The organism is Mesorhizobium sp. M7A.F.Ca.MR.176.00.0.0, from assembly GCF_004023165.1.
Lineage (GTDB): Bacteria > Pseudomonadota > Alphaproteobacteria > Rhizobiales > Rhizobiaceae > Mesorhizobium.
This window is the reverse complement of sequence record NZ_RZTC01000008.1, coordinates 84771-100942: the sequence shown is the minus strand read 5'-3', so window position 1 is coordinate 100942 and position 16172 is coordinate 84771. Positions and strand designations below refer to the sequence as shown.

Below are 16172 nucleotides of genomic sequence, written 5' to 3'. Positions count from 1 at the left end.
GGCCAGTCCGACGTCGACGGCGCCGTGCGCATGGCGATCGCCGCCGACGATCAGCTGACCCTGCCGACGCTGGAGCGCAAGGGCAAGGTTTCCGCCGCCCAGATCGCCACCCGCAAGAAGACGATCTATGCCCGTTCACTCAACCAGGACGCCTATATGCGGGCGCTGGAACGGTCGGAACTGGTGTTCGGCATCGGCCCGGCCGGCACCGGCAAGACCTATCTGGCGGTGGCCCATGCGGCGATGCTGCTCGAGCGCGGCATGGTCGAGCGCATCATTCTCTCGCGGCCTGCGGTCGAGGCCGGCGAACGGCTGGGCTTCCTGCCCGGCGACATGAAGGAGAAGGTCGATCCCTATCTGCGGCCGCTCTATGACGCGCTCTACGACATGATGCCCGCCGACAAGGTCGAGCGCGCCATTGCCGCCGAAGTGATCGAGATCGCGCCGCTCGCCTTCATGCGCGGCCGCACGCTGGCGCATGCCGCCGTCATCCTCGACGAGGCGCAGAACACCACGCCGATGCAGATGAAGATGTTCCTGACGCGTCTGGGCGAAAATTCGCGCATGATCGTCACCGGCGATCCGACCCAGATCGACCTTCCTTCGAACACCAAATCGGGACTGGTCGAAGCCTTGCGGGTGCTGGACGGCGTGGCGGGCGCGGTCACCGTGCGCTTCAACGACGGCGATGTGGTCCGCCATCCACTGGTGGCGGAAATCGTCAGGGCCTACGACCGGGACGCCAAGCTGGCGCGCGGCCTCGGCGCCGAGAATTGATGTTGACGATGCGGCTTCATGCCTGAGGACATAACATCCGGCGACGGGAATGTTCCCGTCGACATCGACATATCGGTTGAGGCGGGCAACTGGCCCGACGAGGCAAGCCTGACGCGGCTGGTCGATCGCGCCGTCAAGGCGGCTTTTGCCGAAACCGGCGTGGCGGGCCGTTCCGAACTCAGCCTCGTTTTTACCGACGACGCCCATGTCCGGGTTCTCAACGCCGGCTGGCGCGGCAAGGACAAGCCGACCAATGTCTTGTCTTTCCCGGCTTTTCCGTTTGTGCAAGGCGGACCGTTGCCGCCGATGCTGGGCGACATCGTGCTCGCCGCCGAGACGGTCGCGCGTGAAGCGGCACTGGAAGACAAGCCGGTCGAGAACCATATCACCCATCTCGTCATCCACGGCCTGCTGCATCTGCTGGGTTACGATCACGAGACCGACACTGAAGCCGAGGCGATGGAAGCCGTCGAACGCGCGGCGCTTGCAAGGCTTGCCATTCCCGACCCCTACGCGTAACTACATCTGATCAATTGACCGGACGACGATGAACGACAAACCAGAAACTGCCGCCCGCCCCGACGCCGGCAGTGCGACCAAGGCTTCCGACACGTCGGAAGAGGGATCAAGTCCGAGTACCGTTACCTCTGGTGCTAACAGTACCTCTGGCGCTAGCAGTACCTCTGCTGTTGCCGGTGCTGGCAGCGCTGCCAGCGAGACGTTGCCTGCCGGTCCCTCCCTGTTCGACCGCGTTCTGGGCCTGTTTCGGCAACGCAACGGAACCAGCCTGCGTGAGGAAATTGCCGGCGCGCTTGCCGAGACGACGAGCGATGCCGGCGCCTTCTCGCCCGGCGAACGCGCCATGCTCAACAACATCCTGCGGCTGCGCGAAGTGCGCGTCGAGGACGTCATGGTACCGCGCGCCGACATTCAGGGGGTCGAAATCACGACGACGCTCGGCGATCTCCTGGGCACTTTCGAACAATCCGGCCATTCCCGCATGCCGGTCTATTCCGAGACGCTCGATGATCCGCGCGGCATGGTCCATATCCGTGACGTGCTGGCCCACATCACCAAGATCGCGCGCGTCAAGAAGGGCCGCACGACCAGGAAAACCCCCGCTGCCACGGTTCTCGATCTTGCCCAGGTCGACCTCGCACGCACCATTGGCGACCTCAATCTGATCCGCCCGGTGCTGTTCGTGCCGCCGTCGATGCTTGCCTCCGACCTGATGGGCCGCATGCAGACGACGCGCACGCAAATGGCGCTGGTCATCGATGAATATGGCGGCACCGACGGTCTTGCCTCGCTGGAAGACATCGTCGAGATGGTGGTCGGCGACATCGAGGACGAGCATGACGACGACGAGCCGATGATCACCCAGAGCGGCGACGGCGTGTTCATCGTCGACGGCAAGGCCGAGATCGACGACGTGGCCAAGATGATCGGCGGGGATTTCGCCGCCGGTGAACATGGCGAATATGTCGACACGATCGGCGGCATGATTTTCAACACGCTTGGCCGTGTTCCGGCCCGCGGCGAGGTGGTGCAGGCCATACCCGGCTTCGAATTCCACGTCCTCGATGCTGATCCGCGCCGCGTCAAGCGCGTGCGCATCGTGCAGAGCCAGAAGGGTGAGCGCCGCCGGCGCGCCACCGCGCGCACCGAACAGGCGTGAGCGTCACGCTCGCCCGATGACTGTCGACGACCCGTTCAAGCATCCAAGTCTGGGGTCTGGTGTCTTCTACAAGGACCCTCGTGCCGCGCTGGATTGGCTGGAAGCCGCCTTCGGCTTCGAGCGCAGCATGGTGGTCAGCGATGCCGAGGGAAAACTCATCCATGCAGAGATGCGGTTCGGCGACAGCTACATCATCGTCGATTCCGAATGGAGCGATTATGTCGCCAGCCCGGCTTCGGTCTCGGGCAGCAACACGCAGTCGATCTATATCAGGCTGAAGGGCGGCCTGGATGCGCATTGCGAGCAGGCGCGGGCGACCGACGCCGGGATAATCCAGGAGCCGGCGGATCAGTTCTACGGTGAGCGCCAGTATCGTGCCCGCGACCCCGAGGGCCATGTCTGGATCTTCACGCAGACCATCCGTTCGGTTCCGCGCGAGGAGGCCGAGCGGCTGGGGAGCGTTCAAATCGAGGGTTGGCACTGGTAGGGCAGGGCCGGAGCTGTGCATCTCAGCCAGCCCATCCGCCGTTTGGAGCGCGGAGCGCAGCCTGTTAAATCTTGTGTCCTGATTCGCGACTCGGAAGTATGCATGGAGCGCCTCACCGGCCGGATAATTCTGCTTTGGGGTTGGCGGCGTGCGCTCGTGGCGTTTCTCGCAGGTGCCTTGGCGGTGCTTGGTCAGGCGCCTTACGATTTCTTCGCCGCCTGTTTCGTCTCGTTTCCGCTGCTGGTCTGGCTGCTCGACGGCGCCACCGGTGAAGCTTCCGGCAGTCTGTTCCGGCGTCTACGGCCGGCTTTTGCCGTCGGTTGGTGGTTCGGTTTCGGCTATTTCCTCGCCGGCCTCTGGTGGATCGGTTCGGCGCTGCTGGTCGAGGCCGACAGCTTTGCCTGGGCGCTCCCCTTCGCCGTGGTCGGCATTCCTTTCATGCTCGCCTTTTTCTACGGCTTTGCGGCAATCGTTGCCCGGCTGCTGTGGAGCAACGACATTGGCCGCATCGCCGCCCTTGCCTTCGGCTTCGGCCTGGCGGAATGGCTGCGCGATTTCCTGTTCACCGGTTTTCCCTGGAATGCCGTCGGCTACGCGGCCATGCCCGTGCCGCTGCTGATGCAGAGCGTCTCGGTGACGGGCATGATCGGCATGAACGCGCTCGCCGTGTTCGTCTTCGCACTGCCGGCACTGCTGGCGGCACGTCGGCACCTGCGCCTCGGCGCGGCACTGTTTGTCATGCTCGCCGCCGCCCATGTCGGCTTCGGCTATGTCAGGCTTGGCGCTCCCGAACCGCCAGCTTCACGCAGCCTGGATGTCCGCATCGTTCAGCCGGCCGTGGACCTGTCGGAAAAATGGGATGCCTCGGTGCGCGACCGCATCTTCGCGGTCCTGATGGGGCTCTCGGCCAAGGCGCCGGACCCAGGCCATCAAAAGCCGCAGCTGATCCTGTGGCCCGAAACCTCGGTGCCTTTCCTCTTCACCGAGCGTCCGGACGCATTGACGGCGCTGGGAGACATGCTCGGATCCGGCCAGATGCTGATTGCCGGCGTCGTTCGCGAGGAAGGCGGTTCGGCCGCGAATGCCGACAGCCGTTACTACAACTCCGTGGTGGCGATCGACGACAAGGGTGAAATCGCTGACGCCGTCGACAAGGTTCACCTGGTGCCGTTCGGCGAATACCTGCCTTTCGCCGATCTGCTCCAGCGTTTCGGCATCGAGCAACTGGTTGCCGGGCCGATGAGTTTCGCGGCCGGCAATGAGCGGCACGCCATCACGCTGCCCGATGGCATCCGTGCGCTGCCATTTATCTGTTATGAGGTGATCTTTCCCGATCTTGTGGCAGTTGACGCTGCGTCAGCGCAGCTTATTGTGAACGTTACCAACGATGCGTGGTTCGGCGACACGCCGGGTCCGTATCAGCATTTCAGGCAGGCCCAGATCCGCGCGGTGGAAAATGGATTGCCATTGGTACGTGCTGCCAACAACGGCATCTCGGCCGTCGTCGATCCGCGCGGGCGCATCGTCGATGCGCTTGCGATCGACGCACGCGGCGCCATCGATGCCCACATACCGATTTCCGGACAGGCGCTCATATCTCCCGGCCAACGGCGCATTAACGGAATGCTGATCATGTTGCTGTTTGCCGTTGGGGCAGCGCTGTTGAACGTAAGGCAAAGGCTACGGGTGAATTGACAGCCAACACATTAGAAACTCATACTGTAAGTGCCTGAAAATTTCTCGAAGCCGGTGGATCGTTCTGTTGGGGCAGTTGCCTCCGGCTTTGTTTGGGCAAGAAAAAATAGAGAAAGCCGAAAAAATTCGGCGAGGAAAAAATGACAGAAGACAACAAGAAGAAACCGAATCCGATCGACATCCATGTTGGCAGTCGCATCCGGCTTCGCCGCAACATGCTGGGAATGAGCCAGGAAAAGCTGGGAGAAAACCTCGGCATCACATTTCAACAGATTCAGAAATATGAAAAAGGCACCAACCGCGTCGGCGCCAGCCGATTGCAGGCGATAGCGTCCATACTCGGCGTGCCGGTCGCCTTCTTTTTCGAGGATGCGCCCGGCCAGGAGCCCGTGGCGGGCCGTGGATTTGCCGAGGACGCGTCGATGGCTTTCGCTGTCGAATTCTGCGGCAGCCCTGAAGGCCTTCAGCTCAACCGGGCCTTTGTCAAGATCGCTGATGCCAAGGTGCGCCGCAGGATTATAGACCTGGTCAAGTCCCTCTCCGCCGACGATCCCGACTGATCCTCAATCACGCCAGCACCGGCGGCGTCTTGCCGCTGGTGGCACAAGATAACTGCATCGACATTCATGCCAGAGCCGAAGCACCGCTTGACGAGCGGCGCTTCGCCCCGCTAACACGTGGCGCGCCAAAATCGGCAGCCTGCCGATCGTTTTTCAAGAGGGGACACCCGTGACGCGGCAGAACTACTTCTTTACCTCGGAATCCGTTGCCGAGGGCCATCCCGACAAAGTCTGTGACCGGATTTCCGACGAGATCGTCGATCTGGTGTATCGCGAAGCCAAGAAGACCGGCATGGACCCGTGGAAAGTCCGTGTCGCCTGCGAGACGCTGGCCACCACCAACCGTGTCGTCATCGCCGGCGAAGTGCGTGTTCCCGACACGCTGCTCAAGAGGGACAAGGCAGGCAATATTCTCAAGGATGCCGCCGGGCATTCGGTCGTCAATCCGGCCAAGTTCAAGTCGGTCGCCCGCAAGGCGATCCGCGAGATCGGCTACGAGCAGGCCGGCTTTCACTGGAAAACCGCGAAGATCGAGGTTCTGCTGCACGGCCAGTCGCCTGACATCGGCCAGGGCGTCGACAATGCCTCCGACCGTCAGGGCGAAGAGGGTGCCGGCGACCAGGGCATCATGTTCGGCTACGCCTGCCGCGAGACGCCGGATCTGATGCCGGCGCCGATCTACTACAGCCACAAGATCCTCGAATTGCTGGCAGCCGCCCGCCACGAGGGCAGCGGTGAAGCCGGCAGGCTCGGACCGGATGCCAAGAGCCAGGTCACCGTTCGCTATGTCGACGGCAAGGCCGCCGAGGCGACGCAGATCGTGCTGTCCACGCAGCATCTCGATGCGAGCTGGGATTCGAAGAAGGTCCGCAAGGTCGTCGAACCCTATATCCGGGAGGCGCTGGGCGAGCTGAAGATCGCCGACAACTGCATGTGGTACATCAATCCGACCGGCAAGTTCGTCATCGGCGGGCCGGACGGCGACGCCGGGCTGACCGGCCGCAAGATCATCGTCGACACCTATGGCGGTGCCGCACCCCATGGCGGCGGTGCCTTCTCCGGCAAGGACACCACCAAGGTGGATCGTTCGGCGGCCTATGCGGCGCGCTACCTGGCCAAGAACGTCGTGGCGGCGAAACTCGCCGACCGCTGCACCATCCAGCTTTCCTACGCCATCGGCGTTGCTCAGCCGCTGTCGGTCTATGTCGACTTGCACGGTACCGGCAAGGTCGACGAGGCAAAGCTCGAGGACGCGCTGCGCACGGTGATGGATCTGTCGCCGTCGGGCATCCGCCGTCACCTCGATCTCAACAAACCGATCTACGCCAAGACGTCGTCCTACGGCCATTTCGGCCGCAAGGCCGGCCGTGATGGGTCTTTCTCCTGGGAAAAGACCGATCTCGCCAAGGCGCTCAAGGACGCGGTCGCCGCCTGACAGCGGCGCCGCAAAGTCCCACCATGGATCCGAAGGACAGACCAAGCCGCGCGACCGAAGCCTTTTTCGGTCGCCGGCGCGGCAAAACCATGCGTCCGCAGCAGGCGGCCGCACTGGAAAGCGGCTTTGGCACATATCGGCTCGATCTGACGGCTGAACCGCCGGCTGATCTGCACGCTCTGTTTGAGACGGATGTCCGCGCGGTTCGCCTTGAGATTGGCTTCGGCGGTGGCGAGCATCTCCTGCATCGTGCGATCGAGGCGCCTTCGATCGGCTTTATCGGCGTCGAGCCCTTCGTCAACGGCATGGCCAAGATGATGATGGCGGTGCGCGAGAAACCACTCGCCAATCTGCGGGTCTATGACGACGACGCCACAAGGCTGCTCGACTGGCTGCCGCAAGCCTCGCTCGACGGCATCGATCTGCTCTATCCCGACCCCTGGCCGAAGAAGAAACACTGGAAGCGGCGCTTCGTCAGCCCGGTCAATCTCGAGCGGTTCGCGCGTGTGCTGAAGCCTGGTTCAAAATTCCGCTTCGCGTCCGACATCGACACCTATGTCAATTGGACCCTGCTGCATTGCCGCGCGCATGGCGCGTTCGCATGGCAGGCTTGCGAGGCGGCGGACTGGCACCTTTCCTATGAAGGTTGGCCGGGCACCCGTTACGAGGCCAAGGCCATTCGTGAGGGCCGGCGGCCGGCCTATCTTACCTTCATTCGGAAATAAGCTCGCGGTCTTAGAGAAATTCCTGGAAAGTGTGAAACGGTTTTCCGTCCGGAATTGCGTCAAAGCTAGAAGCGGCGGCCGATGCGATCGAAGGCGGCAGGCTCGACGCCGAGATTGCGCAGGTCGTCGGCGCGCGGCCTGCGACCGGCTTCCACGGCCCGCGAAGCGGCCACGGCGCTGCCGCCTATTGCAGAAAATATCTTGCGATTGCTCATGATCATGTCCTTTCGCGCACGTGTGACGCGCGGTCACATTTGTGCAGCGCAACATAGGTAGGTGCGTTTCGGCGCCAATCCCATGGGTATCGCCGCATAGGCGCCATGCGTCCCATGCAACGCTGGCGCGGGCCGCCTCGATGGCGGCGCTGCCCGACCAGCACAGCGGGCTTGAAACACAGGCCGCGATCGTTTATATCAGCCTCAAATTCTTGGTCGGTATGACGAAGAGTGGGTCCACCCGGTCCCGCTCTTTTTTATTACCTGCCGATAACTTCGTAGAGAACGACAGGATTTCAATGACTGCAACGGCAAGCGAGGGCGACGATCGCATCATCCGCGAAAGCGGCATCGATGCGCGCATCGCACTGATCGTCCAGCCGGTTCTGCGCGGCATCGGCTTCCGCCTCGTGCGGGTGCATCTGTCGGGCCAGAACGGGCTGACGCTGCAGATCATGGCCGAACGCGAGGACGGCACCATGACCGTCGAGGATTGCGAAGAGGTCAGCCGCGCGGTGTCGCCGGCGCTCGACGTCGATGATCCGATCGAAAAGGCCTATCACCTCGAAGTCTCGTCGCCCGGCATCGACCGGCCACTGGTCCGCAAATCGGATTTCACGACCTGGACGGGTCATCTGGTGAAGATGGAAACATCGATGGTCGTCGCCGACCGCAAGCGCTTCAAGGGCAAGATCGCCGAAGCCGGCGAAGACGATGTGCTGATTGAGCGCGACAAGGCAGCCTATGGCGAGGAGCCGACGGTGCGCGTCCCCTATGATGCGATTGCCGATGTGCGCTTGATCCTGACAGACGATCTCATCCGCGATGCCCTGTCGAAGGACAACAGGGCGCGCAAGGAAGCCAAGAAACGCCGCGGCGAACCGGACGACGACGAGTCGGGTGCGGAAGCGGACGCCACGGAAGACCACGAACAGGAACTATGATGAGCTGCCGGGCGCAAAGGTCCGGCAAACAGGCTCCGGAGAAAAACGATGGTTGTAAGCGCCAACAGACTTGAATTGCTGCAGATCGCCGACGCGGTCGCGCGTGAAAAGTCGATCGACAAGTCGATCGTCATCGCCGCCATGGCCGATGCGATCCAGAAGGCGGCGCGCTCGCGTTACGGTCAGGAGACCAACATCCGCGCCGACATCAACCCGAACACCGGTGAGATGAAGCTGCAGCGGCTGATGGAAGTGGTCGAGAAGGTCGATGACTACGCCACGCAGATCGCCATTTCCTCGGCTCGCGAGCGCAATCCCGACGCCCAGCTCGGCGACTTCATCGCCGAACAGCTGCCGCCCATGGATTTCGGCCGCATCGCCGCCCAGTCGGCCAAGCAGGTCATCGTGCAGAAGGTCCGCGAGGCCGAACGCGACCGCCAGTATGACGAGTACAAGGACCGCATCGGCGAGATCGTCAACGGTACCGTCAAGCGCGTCGAATATGGCAATGTCATCGTCGATCTCGGCCGTGGCGAGGCGATCATCCGCCGCGATGAGCTGATCCCGCGTGAAAACTACAAATATGGCGACCGCGTCCGCGCCTATGTCTACGATGTGCGCCGCGAGCAGCGCGGCCCGCAGATCTTCCTGTCGCGTACCCATCCGCAGTTCATGGCCAAGCTGTTCACCATGGAAGTGCCGGAAATCTATGACGGCATCATCGAGATCAAATCGGTCGCCCGCGACCCGGGTTCGCGCGCCAAAATCGCCGTTATCTCGCGCGACAGCTCGATCGATCCGGTCGGCGCCTGCGTCGGCATGCGCGGCAGCCGCGTCCAGGCCGTCGTCGGCGAATTGCAGGGCGAGAAGATCGACATCATTCCGTGGTCGCCTTCTGCGGCGTCCTTCATCGTCAACGCGCTGCAGCCGGCGGAAGTCGCCAAGGTCGTGCTCGACGAGGATGCCGAGCGCATCGAAGTCGTGGTTCCCGACGACCAGCTGTCGCTGGCCATCGGCCGCCGCGGCCAGAACGTGCGTCTGGCTTCGCAGCTGACCGGTTGGGATATCGACATCCTCACCGAGGCCGAAGAATCCGAGCGTCGCCAGAAGGAATTCGTCGAGCGTTCGTCGCTGTTCATGGAAGCCCTCGACGTCGACGAGATGGTCGGCCAGGTGCTGGCCTCCGAAGGCTTCACCAGCGTCGAGGAAGTCGCGTATGTCGATTCCGGCGAGATCGCCTCGATCGACGGTTTCGACGAGGACACCGCTTCGGAAATCCAGACCCGCGCCCGCGAATATCTGGAGAAGATCGAGGCCGAGCACGATGACAAGCGCAAGGCGCTCGGTGTTTCGGACGAGTTGCGCGAAATCCCCGGCGTCACCACCGCCATGATGGTGACGCTTGGCGAGGACGGCGTGAAGACGATCGAGGATTTCGCCGGCTATGCCGCCGACGACCTGACCGGCTGGAAGGAACGCAAGGACGGCGAGACAAAGGTCTATCCGGGCGTGCTGGCCAATCATGGCGTGACCCGCGCGGACGCTGAACAGATGGTTCTGGCCGCCCGCCTCAAGGCCGGCTGGATCACCGAAGACGAGCTTGCAGCCGAAGAAGTCTCGGCTGACGAAGCCGTTGGTGCGTGAGGTGAAACCGCATCGCACCGAACCCGCCCCTGGACGAGATGAACGATCGCACCTGCATCGTTACGCGCAAACAAGCCGAACCGGATGATCTGATCCGGTTCGTCGTCGGCCCGGATTCGGCCGTCGTTCCCGACATCAAGAGAAATCTGCCCGGCCGCGGTTGCTGGGTGAGCGCCGACCGCCTACATATCGACAAGGCTGCGGCGAAGAACCTCTTTGCCCGCGCCTTCAAGGCACAGGTGGTCGTGCCGCCCGATCTTGGCGGCATGATCGACGGGCTGCTTTCCAGGCACGCTCTGGGCATGCTTGGTCTTGCCCGTAAGGCAGGCGCAATTTCGCTTGGTGCTACCAAGGTCGAAAGTGCTGTTCGCGGCGGATTGGCGCTTTTCGTGCTCCACGCGACCGAGGCGTCCGATGACGGCGTGCGCAAGATCAGCCAGGCGCGACGGGCGACAGTCCATCTCGGCGGGCCCGCCATCCTTGCCTACAAACTTTTCTCCGAGGTCGAGTTGAGCTTGGCATTGGGGGGTACAAATGTGATACATGCTGCCGTTCTCGCGGGAGACGCGGGCAGGGCGGTCCAGAAGCGCATGGTTGCGCTCGACCGGTATCGGGGCGGTTCCCCGGACGATCTGGCAATGCTTGCGGCTGTTGCTGACGAAGATGATGCCGCAGAGGATATGGAATGAGCGATACGAAATCGGGTGACGACAATACGCTGAGTGTGACGCCGAAGAAGACCTTGACGCTGAAGCGCCCCGGTATGGAACAGGGCACTGTGCGCCAGAACTTCTCGCACGGCCGCACCAAGCAGGTCGTCGTCGAAACCAAGAAGCGCAAGTTCTCGATGCCCGGCGACAAGCCGGAGCCTGTTGCCGCCCCCGTCTTCACACCGAAGCCGGCGGTCGTGGCCGCACCCGTCGTCGTGCCGGAAGCACCGAAGGCGCCACCACCGCCGCCGGCCCCGGTCGAACGCAGCGGCATGGTGCTGAACGAACTGTCGCGCAGTGAAATGGAAGCGCGCCGCAGGGCGCTCGAGGGCTCGAAGGTTCGCGAGGTCGAGGACCGCCAGCGCGCCGCCGAGGATGCCAAGCGTCGCGCAGAGGACGAAGAGCGCCGCAAGCGCGAACGCGATGAATCCGCACGCCGCCAGGCCGAGGAAGAGGCGCGGTTGCAGACCGAGGCCGAATCCCGCCGTCGGGCTGAGGAAGAGGCCCGTCGACGCGCGCCATTGGCTGCCGAACTGGCAACGGTCGATGACGAGGAAGTGGCCAAGCCGAAGCGTGTTGGTGCCGGCGCACCGGTGCGCCGTCCGGTCACGCCCGAAGTGGCGCGTCCGGCCAAGCCGACCAAGGCCGAGGAAGACCGCCGCCGCGGCAAGCTGACGCTGAATTCAGCATTGTCCGACGAAGACGCGCGAGCCCGTTCGCTGTCGTCGATGCGTCGCCGCCAGGAAAAATTCAAGCGCGCGATGCACAATGAGCCGCGCGAGAAAGTCATGCGCGAAGTGATCCTGCCAGAGACCATTACGATCCAGGAACTGGCGCAACGCATGTCCGAGCGCGCGGTCGACCTGGTCAAGTTCTTCATGAAGCAGGGCCAGATCCTGAAGCCGGGCGACGTCATCGATGCCGACACGGCCGAGCTGGTTGCTACCGAATTCGGCCACACGGTCCGCCGCGTCGCCGAGTCCGACATCGAGGAAGGCCTGTTCAACATCGCCGACAATGCCGAGGACCTGGTTTCGCGTCCGCCGGTCGTGACGATCATGGGTCACGTCGATCATGGCAAGACCTCGCTGCTCGACGCGATCCGCAACGCCAATGTCGTCTCCGGCGAAGCCGGCGGCATCACCCAGCATATCGGCGCCTACCAGGTCGAGAAGAACGGTCACAAGATCACCTTCATCGACACGCCCGGCCACGCCGCCTTCACGGCGATGCGTGCTCGTGGCGCCCAGGCGACCGACATTGCCATCCTGGTGGTTGCCGCCGACGACAGCGTCATGCCGCAGACGATCGAATCGATCAGCCATGCCAAGGCGGCCGGCGTTCCGATCATCGTGGCGATCAACAAGATCGACAAGCATGATGCCGATCCGCAGAAAGTGCGCTCCGAACTGCTGCGCCACGAGGTTTTCGTCGAATCCATGGGCGGTGAAGTTCTGGACGTCGAAGTGTCGGCGACCAAGGGCACCAATCTCGACAAGCTGCTCGAGGCGATCCTGCTGCAGGCCGAAATTCTCGACCTGAAGGCCAATCCGGATCGTACCGCCGAAGGCGTTGTCATTGAAGCCCAGCTCGACAAGGGCCGTGGCCCCGTCGCCACCGTGCTGGTGCAGACCGGCACGCTGATGCCGGGCGACATCCTCGTTGCCGGCAACGAATGGGGCCGGGTGCGTGCGCTGGTCAACGATCGTGGCGTGCAGATCAAGGAAGCGCCGCCGGCGATGCCGGTGGAAGTGCTTGGCTTGCAGGGCACACCGCAGGCCGGCGACCGCTTCGCCGTGGTCAACAACGAGGCCCGTGCCCGCGAGATCACCGAATACCGCCAGCGCCTGGCGCGCGAGAAGGCGGTTGCCAAGCATGCCGGCCAGCGCGGTTCGCTCGAGCAGATGATGTCGCAATTGCAGACAAGCGGGCTGAAGGAATTTCCGCTGGTCATCAAGGGCGACGTGCAGGGCTCGATCGAGGCGATCAACGCCGCGCTCGACAAGCTCGGCACCGACGAAGTGCGTGCGCGCATCGTCCATGCCGGCGCCGGCGCCATCACCGAAAGCGACGTGTCGCTGGCGGAGACTTCGGGTGCCGCGATCATCGGCTTCAACGTCCGCGCCAACGTCCAGGCGCGTGCCGCTGCAGCGGCGGCCGGCATCGAGATCCGCTACTACTCGATCATCTACAACCTCGTGGATGACGTGAAGGCGGCTCTGTCGGGCCTGCTGTCGCCGGAGCGTCGCGAGACCTTCATCGGCAACGCGCAGATCCTCGAGATCTTCGACATCACCAAGGTCGGCAAGATCGCCGGCTGCCGTGTCACCGAAGGCAAGGTCGAGCGTGGCGCGGGTGTGCGCCTGATCCGTGACAACGTCGTCATCCACGAAGGGACGCTGAAGACCCTGAAGCGCTTCAAGGACGAAGTTTCGGAAGTCCCCGGCGGCCAGGAGTGCGGCATGGCCTTCCAGAACTACGAAGACATGCGCGTCGGCGACGTCATCGAGTGCTTCCGCGTCGAGATGGTGACCCGGACACTCTGAGTTCGAGTGACTTGTCCATACCGGGCGGTGGCCGAAAGGCCGCCGCCCGAGGTCTATTGAGAACGACCCATATGAGACATGCGGCACGGTCCCATCCCGCGCCTCACGCTTCAGGATAGAGAAAAATGCCCCGTCCAACCACATCCAGCCCATCCCAGCGCATGCTGCGCGTCGCCGAACAGGTGCGCCATGCGCTGTCCGAAACCCTGCAGCGCGGCGAGATCATCGATCCGCTGATCGAGAACACCGTGGTGTCGGTCTCGGAAGTGCGCATGTCGCCCGATTTGAAGGTCGCTACCGCTTTCGTTTCGCCACTCGGCGCCAAGGATACCGATGCGGTGGTCGAGGCGCTGAACAAGCATGCGAAATTCATCCGTGGCCGTGTTTCCGGCGCGCTGCGGCAGATGAAATTCATGCCGGAGTTTCGCTTCAAGCTCGACACCTCCTTCGACAATTTCGCCAGGATCAACGACCTCTTGAAATCGCCGGAAGTGGCGCGCGATCTGAGTCCTGAGGACCAGCAAAACGCGGACCAGGACAAAGACGACAACAAGGACACCGAATAGTGGCGCGCCGCGGCAAGAAGAAGGGCCGGCCGATCTCGGGCTGGCTGATCCTGGACAAGCCGGTCGGCATGGGCTCGACCGAAGCCGTCTCCAAGATCAAATGGCTGTTCCAGGCCGAAAAGGCCGGCCATGCCGGCACGCTCGACCCGCTGGCGTCCGGCATGCTGCCGATCGCGCTTGGCGAGGCCACCAAGACCGTTCCCTACGTGCAGGACGGCGCCAAGATCTATCGCTTCACCGTCGCATGGGGGCAGGAGCGCTCCACCGATGACCTCGAAGGTCCGGTGACGAAGGAGTCCGATCTGCGTCCGTCGGAAGCCGAGGTGCTCGCCCTGCTGCCGAAATACACCGGCGTCATCATGCAGACGCCGCCGCAATTCTCGGCCATCAAGATCGCCGGCGAGCGCGCCTATGATCTGGCCCGCGACGGTGCGACGGTCGACATACCCGCGCGAGAGATCGAGATCGGCCGTCTGGACGTTGTCGAGCATGGCGCCGACCACACTGTTTTCGAGGTCGAATGCGGCAAGGGCACCTATGTGCGCTCGCTGGCCCGCGACATGGGCCGCGACATGGGCTGTTTCGGCCATATCAGCGAATTGCGCCGGGTCGAGGTCGAACCGTTCACCTCGGAGGACTTCGTTACCATCGCCGAGTTGGAAGCTGCCCGTTTCGGCGTGGTGGAGGGAAACGCGGACGCGACTGATATCGCCGACGCTACGGTAGCCGTCGACACGGCAGAGGCTGCCGACAAGGTGGAAGTGCCAATCGACTTCGATGCCATCGATGCGCTCCTGGTCGACACATCGGCTGCCCTCGATTGCCTGCCGCAGATCGCCATCAGCGACGATGCGGCGACCAAGATCCGCCTTGGCAACCCAGTCATCATCCGCGGCCGCGATGCACCGGTGGAAGCCGAGGAAGCCTGCGCCACGGCGCGCGGCAAGCTGGTCGCCATCGGTGCCATCGAGCAAGGCATGTTCAAGCCCAAGCGGGTCTTTGCCGGGTGACTCCTGTCGTCTAATGTCAAGGCGAGGACTCGCACGAGGGGCATATGGCAAAGACTGAGACCGTGAAGACGCGTGCGCCGGTGAAGACGCGGCGGCCGCCAGTCGGTGCGTCGCCGGGCACGCTGATCGCCGACCCCTCGGCGCGTCGCAGCGAACTCAGGCTGACGCTGATCTCGCCCGAAAAATTCAAGACCATCGAAAATGCCAGCATCGACGACCTCAACACCCATTGCGACAAATGGCCGGTCCTCTGGCTCGACTGCACCGGCCTCGCCAACATCCCGCTGATCGAGGAGATCGGCCGCATTTTCAGCCTGCATCCGCTGGCGCTGGAGGACGTCGTCAACACCGGCCAGCGGCCGAAGGTCGACTTCTTCGAGGACCATGCCTTCGTCGTCGTCAGGATGATCGACGACGTCACCTCGCATCGCTATGAGCAGATCGCCGTCTTCTTCGGCAGCAACTTCGTCGTCACCTTCCAGGAGCGGGAAGGCGATCCGTTCGATCCGGTGCGCAAGCGCATCGAAAGTTCGGCGCCCAACCGGCTGCGCGCCCGCGGTGCCGATTACCTCGCCTATGCGCTGATCGACGCCATCGTCGACAGCTACTTTCCGCCGATCGAGGCCGCCGGCGACACGGTCGACAGCATCGAGGACGAGATGCTGCATTCGCCGCACAAGCATCAGATGCGGCAACTGCATGAATTGCGGCGCGACGCCAACGTGCTGAAAGGCGTGCTTTGGCCGATGCGCGATGCGCTGGCGACGCTGATCCGCAACGACGTGCCCTACGTGAAGGCCGAGACCAAGATCTTCCTCAACGACACGCTCGACCATGCGCTGCGGCTGATCGAACTGGTCGAAACCCAGCGCGACATGCTGACCGGCCTGATCGAGATGCACCTGTCGCTGAGCCAGGCGCGCACCAACGACGTCATCAGCTATCTCACCATCGTATCGGTCATCTTCATGCCGCTCACCTTCCTGGTCGGCATCTGGGGCATGAATTTCGACCCGGAGTCTTCGCCCTGGAACATGCCGGAACTGAAGGCCTATTATGGCTATCCCTTGTCGCTGCTGTTCATGGCGCTTGTCGCGTTCGGGCTGATCGCCTTCTTCAAATGGAAGAAATGGCTTTGACAAGGATAAACCTGCCATTTTGGGCCTGAAAAGCCGGCTGG

General features: G+C 63.1%; 16 protein-coding genes. 15 read left to right on the top strand and 1 reads right to left on the bottom strand.

Annotated features, from left to right (window positions below; genetic code table 11):
* The 8 genes from EOB59_RS05290 to EOB59_RS05255 form a co-directional block, all read left to right on the top strand.
* A partial coding sequence (locus EOB59_RS05290; protein ID WP_245486531.1) for a PhoH family protein occupies window positions 1-777 on the top strand: 777 nt, incomplete at its 5' end.
* Between the two features lie 18 nt (window positions 778-795).
* Window positions 796-1296 carry an rRNA maturation RNase YbeY gene (ybeY, locus tag EOB59_RS05285; protein ID WP_127381321.1) on the top strand — a complete coding sequence of 167 codons (501 nt, stop codon included), beginning with the start codon at window positions 796-798 and terminating at the stop codon, window positions 1294-1296.
* A gap of 28 nt (window positions 1297-1324) precedes the next feature.
* The gene (locus tag EOB59_RS05280) at window positions 1325-2455 is read left to right on the top strand and encodes a hemolysin family protein (RefSeq protein ID WP_127321192.1); all 1131 of its coding nucleotides are present in this window, start codon (window positions 1325-1327) and stop codon (window positions 2453-2455) included.
* A 16-nt stretch (window positions 2456-2471) separates the two neighbouring features.
* On the top strand, window positions 2472-2942 hold the full coding sequence (locus tag EOB59_RS05275) for a VOC family protein (RefSeq protein WP_128287827.1): 471 nt from the start codon (window positions 2472-2474) through the stop codon (window positions 2940-2942).
* 102 nt (window positions 2943-3044) lie between these two features.
* Entirely contained in the window at window positions 3045-4637 is a 1593-nt protein-coding gene (lnt, locus tag EOB59_RS05270; protein ID WP_127327720.1) for an apolipoprotein N-acyltransferase, read from the top strand.
* Window positions 4638-4777: 140 nt separating this feature from the next.
* Window positions 4778-5197 carry a helix-turn-helix domain-containing protein gene (locus EOB59_RS05265; RefSeq protein WP_013527901.1) on the top strand — a complete coding sequence of 140 codons (420 nt, stop codon included), beginning with the start codon at window positions 4778-4780 and terminating at the stop codon, window positions 5195-5197.
* Window positions 5198-5366: 169 nt separating this feature from the next.
* Window positions 5367-6632 (top strand): methionine adenosyltransferase, encoded by a 1266-nt coding sequence (metK, locus tag EOB59_RS05260; protein ID WP_127266944.1) that lies wholly within the window; start codon window positions 5367-5369, stop codon window positions 6630-6632.
* A 23-nt stretch (window positions 6633-6655) separates the two neighbouring features.
* On the top strand, window positions 6656-7357 hold the full coding sequence (locus tag EOB59_RS05255) for a tRNA (guanosine(46)-N(7))-methyltransferase TrmB (RefSeq protein WP_127399232.1): 702 nt from the start codon (window positions 6656-6658) through the stop codon (window positions 7355-7357).
* 65 nt (window positions 7358-7422) lie between these two features.
* On the opposite strand, the gene EOB59_RS05250 is transcribed toward EOB59_RS05255, so the two are convergent.
* On the bottom strand, window positions 7423-7572 hold the full coding sequence (locus tag EOB59_RS05250) for a hypothetical protein (protein ID WP_128287826.1): 150 nt from the start codon (window positions 7570-7572) through the stop codon (window positions 7423-7425).
* Window positions 7573-7871: 299 nt separating this feature from the next.
* Between EOB59_RS05250 and rimP the strand changes: the two genes are divergently transcribed.
* The 7 genes from rimP to corA all read left to right on the top strand — a co-directional run bounded on the left by rimP (window position 7872) and on the right by corA (window position 16131).
* A complete protein-coding gene (gene rimP, locus EOB59_RS05245; protein WP_127270712.1) occupies window positions 7872-8516 on the top strand; it encodes a ribosome maturation factor RimP in 645 nt (214 codons plus the stop codon).
* A gap of 48 nt (window positions 8517-8564) precedes the next feature.
* Entirely contained in the window at window positions 8565-10160 is a 1596-nt protein-coding gene (nusA, locus tag EOB59_RS05240) for a transcription termination factor NusA (protein WP_013527896.1), read from the top strand.
* A gap of 38 nt (window positions 10161-10198) precedes the next feature.
* Window positions 10199-10849 (top strand): RNA-binding protein, encoded by a 651-nt coding sequence (locus tag EOB59_RS05235; protein ID WP_127270709.1) that lies wholly within the window; start codon window positions 10199-10201, stop codon window positions 10847-10849.
* Window positions 10846-13416, top strand: a complete 2571-nt coding sequence (gene infB / locus EOB59_RS05230) for a translation initiation factor IF-2 (RefSeq protein ID WP_127294040.1) — start codon at window positions 10846-10848, stop codon at window positions 13414-13416. The genes EOB59_RS05235 and infB overlap by 4 nt, the downstream gene beginning before the upstream one ends.
* A 125-nt stretch (window positions 13417-13541) precedes the next feature.
* A complete protein-coding gene (gene rbfA, locus EOB59_RS05225) occupies window positions 13542-13982 on the top strand; it encodes a 30S ribosome-binding factor RbfA (protein WP_127327714.1) in 441 nt (146 codons plus the stop codon).
* A complete protein-coding gene (gene truB, locus EOB59_RS05220) occupies window positions 13982-14992 on the top strand; it encodes a tRNA pseudouridine(55) synthase TruB (protein WP_128287825.1) in 1011 nt (336 codons plus the stop codon). Before rbfA ends, truB begins: the two co-directional genes overlap by 1 nt.
* Window positions 14993-15036: 44 nt before the next feature.
* A complete protein-coding gene (corA, locus tag EOB59_RS05215; protein WP_127398251.1) occupies window positions 15037-16131 on the top strand; it encodes a magnesium/cobalt transporter CorA in 1095 nt (364 codons plus the stop codon).
* Window positions 16132-16172 lie beyond the last annotated feature (41 nt).